Source organism: Candidatus Poriferisocius sp. (assembly GCF_965219815.1).
In the GTDB taxonomy this organism is placed as follows: Bacteria; Actinomycetota; Acidimicrobiia; order Acidimicrobiales; family Bin134; genus Poriferisocius.
In genome coordinates, this window is the sequence record NZ_OZ244791.1 from 2,906,918 (window position 1) to 2,919,578 (window position 12,661).

Here is a 12,661-nt window from a genome sequence, read left to right on the forward strand (position 1 = left end):
CCTACGCTGTCGGGGTTGACAACGAGCAACGAGCATGAGAGGCGGGTCCATGTCTTTTCCTTCTGATCTCGAGATTGCCCGCGGGGCGAATCTCCGTCCGCTGACCGACATTGCTGAAGAAGCCGGCATCCCGGTCGAGATGCTGGAGCCCTACGGGGCGGGGGCGGCCAAGATCAGCCTGGACGCCATCGAGGCGCTGGCCGACCGGCCTCGGGCCCGCTATGTGGTGGTCACCGCCATCACTCCCACACCGCTGGGCGAGGGCAAGACCACCACCACGGTGGGGCTGGGCCAGGGGTTCGGCCATATCGGCAAGCGGGCCACCATCGCCATCCGCCAGCCTTCGCTGGGGCCGACGTTCGGCATCAAGGGCGGCGCGGCCGGCGGCGGCTACAGCCAGGTGGTGCCCATGGAGCTGTTCAACCTCCACCTCACCGGCGATATGCACGCGGTGACCGCGGCCCACAACATGTGCTCGGCCATGCTCGACGCCCACATCTACCACGGCAACGAATCGGGCCTCGATCTGCACAACATCACCTGGCGCAGGGTGGTGGACATCAACGACCGGGCCTTGCGCAACGTGGTGATCGGCCTGGGCGGGCGGCTCGACGGAGTCCCCCGGGAATCAGGCTTCGACATCACCGCCGCGTCCGAGGTGATGGCCACCTTGGCGCTAGCCACGTCGCTGTCGGACTTGCGGGCCCGGCTGGGCCGGATCGTGGTGGGCTACACCAAAGCGGGCGACCCGGTGACCGCCGAGGACCTGAAGGCCGCCGGGGCCATGGCCGTGCTGTTGAAGGACGCCCTCAAGCCCAACCTGATGCAGACCCTGGAGGGCGGCCCCGCCCTGGTGCACACCGGGCCGTTCGGCAACATCGCAACCGGCAACTCCTCGATCGTGGCCGACCGCATCGCCATCCGCACCGGCGACTTCTTGGTGACGGAGGCCGGGTTCGGTGCCGACATGGGTGCCGAGCGGTTCTTCAACATCAAATGCCGCTACTCGGGTATCGACCCCGACGCTGCGGTGATGGTGGCCACCGTTCGTGGGCTCAAGGCCCACTCTGGCAACCACCGGATCGTGGCCGGGCGTCCTCTGCCCGAGGCGCTGCTGGCCGAAAACCCCGACGAGGTACACGCCGGAGGCGACAACCTCCGCAAGCAGCTCTCCAACATGAAGGCCCACGGCGTGACCCCGGTGGTGGCAATCAACGCCTTCCCCGGCGACCACGACGCCGATCTGGCCGCCATCGCCGAGATCGCCGATGAGTACGGCGCCCGCTGCGCGATCACCACCCACTTCTCCGACGGCGGCGCGGGGGCAGCCGAGCTGGCCGAGGCGGTGGCCGAGGCCTGCGAGGAGCCCAGCTCGTTCAAGGTGCTGTACGAGGACGACTTGTCTCTCAAGGACAAGATCGCCGCAGTCGCCACCACCGTGTACGGCGCCGACGACGTGGAGTACTCAGCCACGGCCAACCGCCAGCTCGACACCTACGAGTCCGCCGGCTTCGGCCACCTCCCGGTGTGCATCGCCAAGACACACCTGTCGATCTCATCCGACCCCTCCCTCAAAGGAGCCCCGACCGGCTGGACCCTGCCGGTGCGGGAGGCGCGGGCCTCGGTGGGCGCCGGCTTCGTCTACCCCATCTGCGGCGACATGCGCACCATGCCCGGCCTCGGCCGCCAACCCGCCGCCATGGGTATCGACCTAGACGAAAACGGCGAAATCGTCGGCCTCAGCTAACGGCGGTCGAGGCCGTACCGGGCCGATAGGCTTGAGCAACCTCAGGGTGTCTCTGGGGGAAAGGGGTGCAAATGGCGAGGCGGGAACGTTTGACCGTGCCGATGGTGCGGGACAACGGGAGCCTGCGAGAAGCGACGTGGGAAGAGGCTCTTTCGCGGGCTGCGACTGGATTCAACCAGGTGCTGTCTGAGCATGGGCCGCAGGCGTTCGGGATGTTCAGCTGCTCCAAGGCCACCAACGAGATGAACTACATCGCCCAGAAGTTCATCCGCACGGTGGTGGGATCCAACAACATCGACTCCTGCAACCGAACTTGACACGCTCCCTCGGTCGTCGGTCTGGCGACAGTGTTCGGAGCGGGAGGGGGCACGTGCTCCTACCAGGAGGTTGAGGAAACCGACGTGATCTTCTTGTGGGGATCCAATGCCCGCGAGGCCCACCCCATCTTCTTCCACCATGTTCTCAAGGGCATCGACAACGGTGCCCGCATGTACTGCGTGGACCCCCGCTACACCTCCTCGGCCCAATTTTCTGACGTGTGGGTGGGCATTGACGTGGGCACCGACATCGCCTTGGCCAACGGGATCGGCCGAGAGATCATCCACGCCGGTCTGGCCAACCAAGACTTCATCGCCCACTCCACCCAGGGATTCGAGGCCTACGCCGCCTCGGTGGAGCCGTTCACCCCCGAGGCAGTGGCTGCCATCTGCGGCATTCCCGCCGAGGTGGTGGTGGAGATGGCCCACGCCTACGCCACTGCCGACAAGGCCCAGATCCTCTGGACCCTGGGTATCACCGAGCACCACAACGCGGTCGACAACGTTCTGTCTCTGTGCAATCTAGCCCTGCTCACCGGCCACGTGGGGCGTTGGGGGTCGGGCCTGGTGCCGCTGCGGGGCCAGAACAACGTGCAGGGCGGCGGCGACATGGGGGCTATCCCCAACAAGTTCCCCGGATTCGCCGGCGTGGACGACCCTGACCATCGGGCCCGCTTCGAAACTGCCTACGGTCGGGAGCTCAACCCGGTTCCCGGATTGCACCTGACTCTCATGTTCGAAGCCATGGAGCGGGGCGACCTTCGGGCGCTGTATGTGATCGGCGAGAATCCGGCTGATTCCGAGGCTGATGTGCTCCACGCCCGGGCCCAGCTCGAGAGCTTGGACATACTGGTGGTGCAGGACATTTTGATGACCCGCACTGCGGAGATGGCCGACGTGGTGCTGCCCGCCTCGGTTGCCTGGGCCGAGAGCGACGGCACCGTCACCTCCAGCGAGCGGCGAGTGCAGCGGGTTCGGCCTGCGGTTTCACCTCCTGGCCAAGCCCGCCACGACATCGACATCTTGTGCGACATGGCCGAGGCCATGGGTGCTGAACTCGGTCCCCGCGACCCTGAGGCCGCGTGGGATGAAGTGCGCTCGCTGTCGGCGATGCACGGGGGCATGGCCTGGGAGCGACTGGAGGCTGCCGGCGGCCTGCAATGGCCGTGTCCCGACGAGGACCACCCTGGCAGCGCTTTCCTCCACGGCTGGCTGTGGGCCGACGACCTCGAAGGCCGCGAACCAGCCCCGTTCTCGGCGCTGGAGCACGAGGGGCCCACCGAAGAATTGAGCGAGGAGTTTCCCCTGCGGCTCACCACCGGACGGGCACTGGACTCCTACAACACCGGGGTGCAGAGCGGAAAATACGATTCACCGTTGCGGTTTGCTGGCCTGGATTTGAACGCTCACGATGCTGCTGATCTCGGTATCGCCGACGGCGACCAGGTGCGGGTCTGCTCCCCTCGGGGCTCGGTGGAGATGAACGCCCGGGTGGTGTCAAGCCTGCCGCGAGGGCTGGCCTTCACCACCCTTCACCATCCCGAGCTGATCGACGTGAACGTTCTCACCAACCCCGACTGGGATCCCAAATCCGGCACTGCCGAGTTCAAAGCGGCAGCCGTCCGGGTAGAGCGGATCGCTACTCATCAGACCGCCGCGACCGCAGGCGCCTCCGTTGGCTGATCTTCATTTCGGCGACGACCAGCCCACCGAAGCCGAACGGGCGGCCATCGACGCCATCGTCCCCCCAGCAGACGCCGCCACCATCGTCGAAACCGAGCGGGTCGTTCGCGGCGGCCGCAGCCGGCGCCACGGCCTGCGCCACCTGCTGTTGCCGGTGCTGCACTCGCTTCAGCACGAGATCGGCTGGATCAGCCCCGGGGGTTTGAACGGGGCAGCCGAGCGGCTCGGAGTTCCCCCCGCCGATGCCTATGGCGTCGCCACGTTCTACGAGCTGCTCCGCACCACCGACCCCGGCCACCGCGACGATGTCGTCCATGTGTGCGTCGACCCAGCGTGCGCCATGGCCGGAAACGACGACCTACAAGCATCACTAGAAGCCGACGGGGCCAGGGTCCATGCCAGCCCCTGTCTCGGCCAGTGCGAACGGGCCCCGGCCCTGTTCGTCCAGGGTGTTGGGCGGCCCGATCAGGTGCCGGCCGACGACGATGAGGACTTCCAGCTGCCCCAAGCCGGCGACCCCGGGCTGCGGGTGCTGCGCCGGGTGGGTGTGGTCGATCCCACCTCCCTGGACTCCTATCGCAGTCACGGGGGATACCAGGCTCTGGCCCGAGCCATCGAGATGGGACCGGACGCGGTCATCACCGCCATCTCCGACTCAGGACTGTCAGGCCGGGGCGGGGCGGCCTTCCCCACCGGCATTAAGTGGCGGGCCGTGGCCGATGAGCCTGGCCCGGACAAGCACGTGGTAGCCAACTGCGACGAGTCGGAGCCAGGTACCTTCAAGGACCGCATCGTGTGCGAGCACGACCCGTTCGCAGTCATCGAGTCGATGACCATCGCCGGTCTGGCCACCGGGGCGCCCCACGGCTGGATCTACATCCGGGGCGAGTACCCCCGGGCCACCGCCCGGCTGGAGGGTGCCATTGCCCAAGCCCGGGCCGCGAGGTTGCTGGGCGACGACGTGGCTGGCAGTGGACAGCGCTTCGACATCGATCTGCGCCGGGGTGCGGGGGCCTACATCTGCGGTGAGGAGACGGCACTGTTCAACTCCATCGAGGGCTTCCGGGGCGAGCCCCGCAACAAGCCCCCCTTCCCCACAACCCAAGGCCTATTCTCCCAGCCCACCGCCATCAACAACCCCGAAACCCTCATCAACGTGCTCGACACCGTGGTCGACGGCCCCGACGCCTACCGCTCGGTGGGCACCGAGCGCTCCCCCGGCACTCGGCTGTTCTGCCTGTCGGGGCGGGTAGGGGTTCCCGGACTCTATGAAGTGCCGTTCGGTACCACCCTGGGCGAATTGCTCGACTTGGCCGGAGGGGCGACTGGCCAGTTGGCCGCGGTGCTGCTGGGCGGCGCCGCCGGAGTGTTCGTCGGTCCAGACGCCCTCGACATGCCCCTCACTCTCGAGGACACCCGTGAAGCGGGAGCCACCCTGGGGTCGGGTGTGGTGATGGTGTTCGACGACGCGGCTGACATGACGGCGGTAGTGGTGCGCATTGCCGAGTTCTTCCGCGACGAGTCGTGCGGCCAGTGCGTGCCCTGTCGGGTGGGCACCCAGCGCCAGCACGAAGTGCTGGTGGAGTTGCAAGGCTCTAGCCAGCCTCTGGCACCCCAACGAGCCGAGCTCATCGACGACATGGCCCTAGCCATGGTGGACGCCTCCATCTGCGGCCTGGGCCACACCGCCGCCTCCGCGGTGCGCTCCGCTCTGGCGCTGGGCCTGATAGGAAATAGCTCGTGACCAGCGTCGCCACCGAGACTGAGGTGACCATCCGGGTCGACGACCAAGAGGTGGCCGTGCCCGAAGGAGCGACCATCCTGGATGCCTGCGATGCCGCCGGCGTGGATACCCCCACCATCTGCTACGGCCCCACCCTAACCCCGGTCAACGTATGCCGGGTGTGCGTGGTGGAGCTCGACGGCAGCCGGGCCCTGGTCCCCTCCTGCTCACGCCCCGCCGAGGAGGGCATGGTGGTCCACACCGACAGCGAGCGGGTGCGCCACAGCCGCAAGATGGTGCTGGAGTTCCTGGCCACCGGGGTCGACGTGTCCCAAGCCGATGAGCTGGGCCAGTGGGCCGAGCACTACGGGGCCGACCCCGACCGCTACGTGCCCGGCGGCGAGACCATGAACGAGCCGGTACGGGTGCAGGACAACCTCTACATCCGCGACTACGACAAGTGCGTGCTGTGCTACCGCTGCGTTGAGGCCTGCGGCGACGATGCCCAGCACACCTACGCCATCTCCGTGGCCGGCCGGGGCTTCGGCGCCCGCATCTCCACCGAGTTCGACGTGACCCTGCCCGACTCGGCCTGCGTCTACTGCGGCAACTGCGTGGCCGTGTGCCCCACCAACGCCCTCCAGTTCAAAACTGAGTTCGATCTCCGCCAGGCCGACGACTGGCGCCCCGAAGACCAAACCGTCACCCAAACCGTGTGCTCCTACTGCGGCGTCGGCTGCAACCTCGAACTCCACGTCCAAGACAACCAAATCGTCAAATGCACCTCCCCCGACGACCACGACGTAACAAAAGGAAACCTCTGCATAAAAGGCCGCTTCGGCTGGAACTACGTGTAATGGTGTAGGCATGCAGCCCGGAGACTGGGAATTTGAGTCTCCACAACAAGAGGCTGAGCTAGGCGGAGGCCGCAGTCAGAGAGTCCTGATCTGGGCTACCGCGGTTGCACTCCTCCTGGTGGTCGGCGCCGGGTTGGTTGCCTTGGCCATCTGGCTCACTGATTCTCCCGATCCGCCGCCTGCGTCGCCGGACACCGAAGCTCCCGTCGCCCCAACCCCCACTCCGAGCGCGCCAATTGCCGCAACCCCCACTGTTGTCGCTCAGCCGCCTGGCAGTGGCGAATCGAGTGAGTTTGACGAAGACGAGATCCCGGTCGGCCGCATCAACGTCACGCTCGGCGACGGCACCAAGTTGTTCATGCGCCTTCCGGGCATCAGCAACGACGCGGAGGTGTCTCTCTGGGATTCGACCCAGTTCGTTGTGGGCGGCATCGCTGTATCGGTGTACTTCGAATCGTGCGCCAACCGCGGTTACGACTCTGCTTATTCAAATGAGGTCAACCAACACCTGAAGGTCCCCGATATGTCGATAGTTGTCCTCTGCGAACCCCACATCGATCTGCCGCTGTCGGCCGTGCTCTTCTTTGGCGATTCCAGGCTTCCAGGCGACCTCAGATTAATTGACATGCGGCTGATGGAGGTGGGATCGGACCTGAAGCTGCATCTGTCCGACCCTCGCTCCACCCTTGGGCCACTTCAAGTCGGCGATCTTGTCTTGTTCTCTCCGAGGTTCGACCAAGGCGACTTGTCCGCATTTGACGCTGAGAGCGGCAACCGTGTCTGGTGGCGGCCGGTCGATGATTCGATGGACCTCTTGGCCGCGTCGGACGACACTGCCCTGGCCGCACTCTGGAAAGACTCTGTCATCGCCATCGATACCGCCAACGGGGAGGAGCGATGGCGGGCCAGCTTTGGGAGGTACGCCAGAGTCACCAGCGCGACCGCGACCGAAGAGGGCGACTGGCTAATTACCTATGAGTACCTGAATGAGGGCGACCCATCCCCTCCAGGGTTGGCCCGCCTGGATGCTCTGGGGGCAACGCAGTGGACTGCCACCGGCCGCGAGGGAACTGATTGGTCTTGGGATATCCCCATCGTTTCCGACGGCCGAATATTCCTAAGAGATGTCCCCGCGGCCTGGGCAGATGCCGGCCGCGTGTCGGTTTCCGCCTTCGACACCGAGACCGGCGATCTGCTGTGGCGAACAGAACTCAACTCCACCTCTGAGGGGTATGCCTCTGACTCATTGGTGATCTCACAAGACAGCGGTTCGTTTCTCGTCGCCGCTCTCCGAGAAGAAGAGCAAATCGTTCGGCTAGACGCCACAACCGGCCAGATCCAGTGGACAGGGGTCAAGCCACCGGGTCGTATCCTCTCCGTGCGCGACTCCTCAATCAAGATCGGCAACTCCCCCTCGGGCTCCAGGTACGACATCAACCCCGTCAACGGCCTGCTCCGCGGCTTTGTGAGATAGCCGTCTGAGTATCCCGACATTGGTGCCTCACCCGGAGTTGGACCGCGACATATTGCTGGCCGACGCCGCGGCCATCGAAGCCGTTACCGAAGAGCGGTTCCCGCTGCTAGCCCTGATCGACCCCTCGTTCCCCAGTCCCTGTCCGTTCTACGACCAATTTGCCTCTGATCCCCTTCAAGGCCCCCTCAATGGTCGAGACGTGCCCATCCTGGTGATCGGTAACCACTCTGCCCCGGCCACTTCCTTCGGGGAGTCCGAAGAACTCGTTACCGAGACGCTCACCAACGACTATCTTGTGGAAACCACGCACATCGCTCACGTCGTCTACCCCCACAACCGCTGCGTCAACGATCACATTCACCGAGCGCTAATCGAAGTGGTGTACCCCGATGAGCGCCGGGTCGTCTGCGAGCCGCAGAATTAGGGGCGGCGACAGCCAGGTCCTGTTACGTCACTGTCAAGTGCTCCTCTCCCATTGCCGATGACGTAATCCGAGGCAACCTCTGCATCGAATGCCGCTTCGACTGGAACTACGTGTAGGAACTAGGTGCTGTTCCAGTCTTTGGGTGGGAACTCAGGTCAGGCTGGTGTCGAGCAGTAATTCAAACGCCGCAGGAGCTATGACCGGTGGGCTTTGCTCGCCCCAATCAAGCAGATCGCGATCACCGGAAACTATGTAGTCCGCCTTGTGGGAACGGGCGAGACTGATGAGGTAGTCATCATCTCGATCCCGTGTGACCGGAAGAACCAGTTCCGGATCTGCTACCAGCTCCGATGCTGCGCTGAGTGTTTCAATGAACATCTCGGCTGTTGCAACGTCGATCCACTTCCGCATTCGCGGCCGCTCTATCAAGACAGCTTGCACCTCGACCAGGATTTCGGGGCACACGATCACCTCGTAGGCACAGTCCGCGAGCCAAGCCTGGACGATGCGATGGGAGGAACCTCTTGCGATTGCCGCCGAAACAAAGACGTTCGCGTCCAGCACCACCTTCACCGGTTAGTGCCGTCTGCGCCGTCGAACCGATCGCACCTCGTCTACTGCCATCTGCATCGCCTCGACCTCTGACAACTCGGCGTTGGCGTTGGCGTTCTCCGCCAGTTCTTCCCGAATTCGAGCAGTGAAGTACTCCCAAGCCGACTGGCGGCTCACTCCGAGCGCATTGCCCACCTGCTCCCAAGTGGCTCCGGCAGCACGAGCCGCTAAAACCTTGTCTCGGCGCAACCGCTCCAATTCTGGCTCACTGCGAGCAAGCTCCCGCAGCGCCTCCAAGGGGTCAGCCGGCAGTGCATCAGCAGCGATCACGCCCATATGTGTCAGGATAACCTGACATGCTCACTAAGCCAACAACCTCTTGGACTCTCAGCCTGTTTTAAGACCTGCGATGGCTCTAGGCCCCATGCCTTTGTCCGTGCGGCCCAGCAGATCCATGGTGCATCTCCCCCCGACGACCACGCCGTCACCCGGGTCAACCTCGACATGAAAGGCCGCTTCTACCAGAACTACGTCTAGGAGCCGCGTGCTGACCCAGTCCCAGATGGAGAATCAGGTCAGACTGAAGTCTGAACCCTGGGGGAAGAGCCGCTCGCACAACTCAAAATACTCCTCTCCAAGTTGCGCAAATGCCTCGCGAGTGGCGGCATCGAGACCGGGAACGGGCGCTTCGACGAAGCCAGTGCCGGTCTGCTGTGCCCTCCTTGCAGAGACAATCTGGGATGGAGGCTGCTCGCCGAAATCGTGAACCGTTGCCATCGGCGTCAGCGTATCCCAGAGGTTGTGCTCCCCCACCGCGAGACCAAGTGCACCTCTTCGAGAAACACGACATAACCCCGGGCAACATCTGCATCAAGCGACGCTTCGGCTGGAGCTACGTTTAAGGCAATGACTGGATTGGCCAACACGAGGCTGCTGACCGCTGACGAACTGCTGCTGTTGAGCTCCGAAGGCGTGCGCGCCGAGCTGGTGCGGGGCGTGCTTCACGAGACGATGCCCTCAGGACACCGACATGGCAAGATCGCAGTGAACGACGTCATGGAGCTGGGCAACGTCGTGAAGCCCAGGAAGCTGGGCACGCTAGTGGCTTCCGATTCGGGCGTGTGGCTGGGGCGCGACTCCGACATTGTGCGGGAGCCCGACGTGGCATTCACCTCAGCAGAGAAGATCCCACTGGACGCAGAGATCGACGGCTAAGCCGAAGTCGTTCCCGACTTGGTCGTAGAAATCGTCTCGCCCAGCGACACCCGCCGCTGGGCCCGCGACCGAGCGCAGATGTGGCTCGGCCACGGAGCCCCGCTGGTCTGGATAGTCCTCCCCAACACCCAAACCATCGATGTGTACCGCCCCGGCGCGAACGCCACGACCCTGCAAGAGGACGACTCCTTCAACGGCCTCCACGTCCTCCCCGGCTTCACCTGCCCCGTCAGTGCCGTGTTCGCCTAAAGCCATAGAGCGAGAGCAATTTTCTTGCTTTCCAGTAATTGTTCATAAATTCAAAGCAGATACAAGGGATATTGTCACTGGTATCGGTAGACTGGAGGTATGGATTTAGGTATCCTCACCAGGGGAAATACCACAAAAGATAGAAGCGAGCCACCAGGCGGCGGCCGCGCCATTGTGGACGTCCAGCTGGCTGAATTTGATGGGCTGGGGTCGGGTGAAGTGGTCAAGTTGATCCTTCAGGCTGACAGTGCTCGGCGGCAGCTGGATGGGTATTTGGCCGCGCTGCTGGGCCGGTTTGGGGATCTGGAGGGGCAGGACGCGGTTGAGGAACTGTGCCGTCAGTTTGGGCTCGGTCGCCACAAGGCCCGTCAACAGGCCAAGACCTCAAGTGCTCTCAAGGCGTTGCCCGACACGTTGGAGGCTGCCAAGCAGGGGTGGATTTCGATTGATCACGCCCGAGTGATGGGCGAGTCGCATCTGCGGGCACCGCTGTCCAAGGACGAGGAGTTGGAGTTGGTCGTCGTGGCCATTTCTGAGGACCTCGATGAGTTCAAAAAGACTGTGGCCCGCAGCGAAGACCAGCGACGGGCCGACGACGGGTTGACCCGCCATGAGCGCCAGCGGGAGCGGCGCAGCGGCAAAGTGTTTGACGGCGATGACGACATGGTCGTTCTGCACGCCGAGTTCGATCGCATCGCCGGGGAGCGGGTCAAGACAGCGCTCTTTGATCTGAGCGATCGCCTCTTCCGCGAAGATGCCAGATCTGGGAGCGACCGTACTCATGAGCAGCGCAACGCCGATGCCCTGGTCGCGCTCATCACCCAACGACCATCCCGAGCAGACAGGGCCGGTGGCGAATCAGAGACAAAACCCGACATCGACACACCTGAAACCGGTGTTGCTAACGACGACGCCAACGGTTCGGGGGGTGACCTTGCCCCCCAGGCCACGACGCTGATCGTCTCCGTCGACTACGACACATTGAGCGGCCAGCTCAAGAACGCCGGGGTCATCGACGGCACCACCATCGACATCGACGACCTCCGCCACATCGCCTGCGACGCTGGCATCGTGCCCGCCATTTTCGCCGCCGATGGCCAGCCGCTCTACATGGGAAGAAAACAGCGAGCCGCCACCGCCGCCCAAAAGCTGGCCCTGATCGCCCGCGACAAGCAATGCGTCGGATGCGGCATGAGAGCCAGCGCCTGCGACGCCCACCACATCATCTGGTGGGACGACGACGGACCCACCGATATCACCAATCTGGTGCTGTTATGCCCCAAGTGCCACAAGAAAGTCCACAAACACGGCTACGCGGTGATCATGGACCCCGCCGGAGAGCATCGACTCAGACCGCCCAAGCGCAGGTCTGACGGGGTCTTACCAAGAGGCCCAACCCGGTCTTTGGCTGCATAGCTCTCAATGCCAAGCCATCTTCTGAGACTGCCAAGTGCCAACGGCTGAGTTGGTCATTGTGCCAGTCCCATGTATGAGCGAGAATTCCGGGCGATGACTGCTATCAAATTGGACGGCGAAATGCTGTCGGCTGAGATCAAGGAAGGCTTGCGGGAGCGGATTGCTGCGCTGGCTGAGAAGGGGGTAACCCCGGGATTGGGCACGCTGCTGGTGGGGGACGACGGGCCCTCGGCCAATTACGTGGCCATGAAGCACCGTGACAGCGAGGAGCTGGGGATGGGCTCTCGGGAGGTGCATCTGCCTGCTGATGCCACCCAGGCCGAAGTAGACGCCGTGGTGGACGACTTCAACGCCGATCCGGCGGTGGATGCCTACATCATGCAGTACCCGTTTCCCGACCAACTGGACTACGAGACCGCATTGTTGCGGGTGTTGCCGGAGAAGGACGCCGATGGGCTCCACCCGGTGAATTTGGGGCGGCTGGTGCAGGGGGTGGATGCTCCGCTGGCCTGCACACCGCGTGGCATTCAACTCATGTTGGAGCGTTACGACATTCCCATCGCCGGCCAGCATGTGGTGATCATCGGCCGAGGGCTCACTATCGGGCGGCCGCTGGCCAATTTGTTGTCGCTGAAGCGGCCAAACGCCAATGCCGCGGTCACCGTTGTGCATACCGGGGCGGGCGACATCTCCCGCTATACCCGCGATGCCGACATCCTCATCGCCGCGGCGGGGGCGCCTCGCATGGTGAAGGCCGACATGGTGAAGCCCGGTGCTGTGGTGGTGGCCGCCGGGGTGAGCTTTGCCGACGGCAAGCTGGTGTCGGATGTGGACGACGATGTGGCCGAGGTGGCGGGCTGGCTGTCGCCTCGAATCGGCGGGGTGGGGCCGATGACCCGTACCATGCTGATGGCAAACACCGTGGCCGCTGCTGAACGGGCTGTGGGCTGAGAGGCCTCGGTCCAACAAAGAGCAGCAACCAAGGAATCCCGAACAAGAACCAG

The 12,661-nt window shown here is 64.1% G+C and carries 11 protein-coding genes and 1 pseudogene; 9 read left to right on the plus strand and 3 right to left on the minus strand.

All coding sequences use genetic code 11. From position 1 onward, the window contains the following. Positions 1-49 precede the first annotated feature (49 nt). From ACOQPI_RS13970 to ACOQPI_RS13995, 6 genes are all read left to right on the plus strand, one after another. Positions 50-1,747, plus strand: coding sequence for a formate--tetrahydrofolate ligase (locus ACOQPI_RS13970; RefSeq protein ID WP_420620233.1), 1,698 nt, complete (start codon positions 50-52; stop codon positions 1,745-1,747). Positions 1,748-1,818: 71 nt separating this feature from the next. Further along, positions 1,819-3,747 carry a molybdopterin oxidoreductase family protein gene (locus ACOQPI_RS13975; protein WP_420620234.1) on the plus strand — a complete coding sequence of 643 codons (1,929 nt, stop codon included), beginning with the start codon at positions 1,819-1,821 and terminating at the stop codon, positions 3,745-3,747. Next, positions 3,740-5,491: an NADH-ubiquinone oxidoreductase-F iron-sulfur binding region domain-containing protein gene (locus tag ACOQPI_RS13980; RefSeq protein WP_420620235.1), complete on the plus strand. Its 1,752-nt coding sequence runs from the start codon at positions 3,740-3,742 to the stop codon at positions 5,489-5,491. The genes ACOQPI_RS13975 and ACOQPI_RS13980 overlap by 8 nt, the downstream gene beginning before the upstream one ends. Next, entirely contained in the window at positions 5,488-6,327 is an 840-nt protein-coding gene (locus ACOQPI_RS13985) for a 2Fe-2S iron-sulfur cluster-binding protein (RefSeq protein ID WP_420620236.1), read from the plus strand. Before ACOQPI_RS13980 ends, ACOQPI_RS13985 begins: the two co-directional genes overlap by 4 nt. A gap of 10 nt (positions 6,328-6,337) precedes the next feature. After that, positions 6,338-7,801 carry a PQQ-binding-like beta-propeller repeat protein gene (locus ACOQPI_RS13990; RefSeq protein WP_420620237.1) on the plus strand — a complete coding sequence of 488 codons (1,464 nt, stop codon included), beginning with the start codon at positions 6,338-6,340 and terminating at the stop codon, positions 7,799-7,801. Between the two features lie 22 nt (positions 7,802-7,823). Beyond that, positions 7,824-8,225, plus strand: a complete 402-nt coding sequence (locus ACOQPI_RS13995; protein WP_420621046.1) for an alpha/beta hydrolase — start codon at positions 7,824-7,826, stop codon at positions 8,223-8,225. Between the two features lie 150 nt (positions 8,226-8,375). On the opposite strand, the gene ACOQPI_RS14000 is transcribed toward ACOQPI_RS13995, so the two are convergent. From ACOQPI_RS14000 to ACOQPI_RS14010, 3 genes are all read right to left on the minus strand, one after another. Then, positions 8,376-8,798 (minus strand): putative toxin-antitoxin system toxin component, PIN family, encoded by a 423-nt coding sequence (locus ACOQPI_RS14000; RefSeq protein WP_420620238.1) that lies wholly within the window; start codon positions 8,796-8,798, stop codon positions 8,376-8,378. A 3-nt stretch (positions 8,799-8,801) separates the two neighbouring features. Next, positions 8,802-9,113 (minus strand): hypothetical protein, encoded by a 312-nt coding sequence (locus ACOQPI_RS14005; RefSeq protein WP_420620239.1) that lies wholly within the window; start codon positions 9,111-9,113, stop codon positions 8,802-8,804. A 234-nt stretch (positions 9,114-9,347) separates the two neighbouring features. Continuing rightward, the gene (locus ACOQPI_RS14010) at positions 9,348-9,554 is read right to left on the minus strand and encodes a hypothetical protein (protein ID WP_420620240.1); all 207 of its coding nucleotides are present in this window, start codon (positions 9,552-9,554) and stop codon (positions 9,348-9,350) included. A 129-nt stretch (positions 9,555-9,683) separates the two neighbouring features. Here ACOQPI_RS14010 and ACOQPI_RS14015 point away from each other — a divergent pair. From ACOQPI_RS14015 to ACOQPI_RS14025, 3 genes and pseudogenes are all read left to right on the plus strand, one after another. After that, a pseudogene (locus tag ACOQPI_RS14015) lies at positions 9,684-10,241 on the plus strand (Uma2 family endonuclease). A gap of 99 nt (positions 10,242-10,340) precedes the next feature. Beyond that, positions 10,341-11,657 (plus strand): DUF222 domain-containing protein, encoded by a 1,317-nt coding sequence (locus ACOQPI_RS14020; RefSeq protein WP_420620241.1) that lies wholly within the window; start codon positions 10,341-10,343, stop codon positions 11,655-11,657. 93 nt (positions 11,658-11,750) lie between these two features. Beyond that, a complete protein-coding gene (locus ACOQPI_RS14025) occupies positions 11,751-12,608 on the plus strand; it encodes a bifunctional 5,10-methylenetetrahydrofolate dehydrogenase/5,10-methenyltetrahydrofolate cyclohydrolase (RefSeq protein ID WP_420620242.1) in 858 nt (285 codons plus the stop codon). The last annotated feature ends 53 nt before the right edge of the window (positions 12,609-12,661 follow it).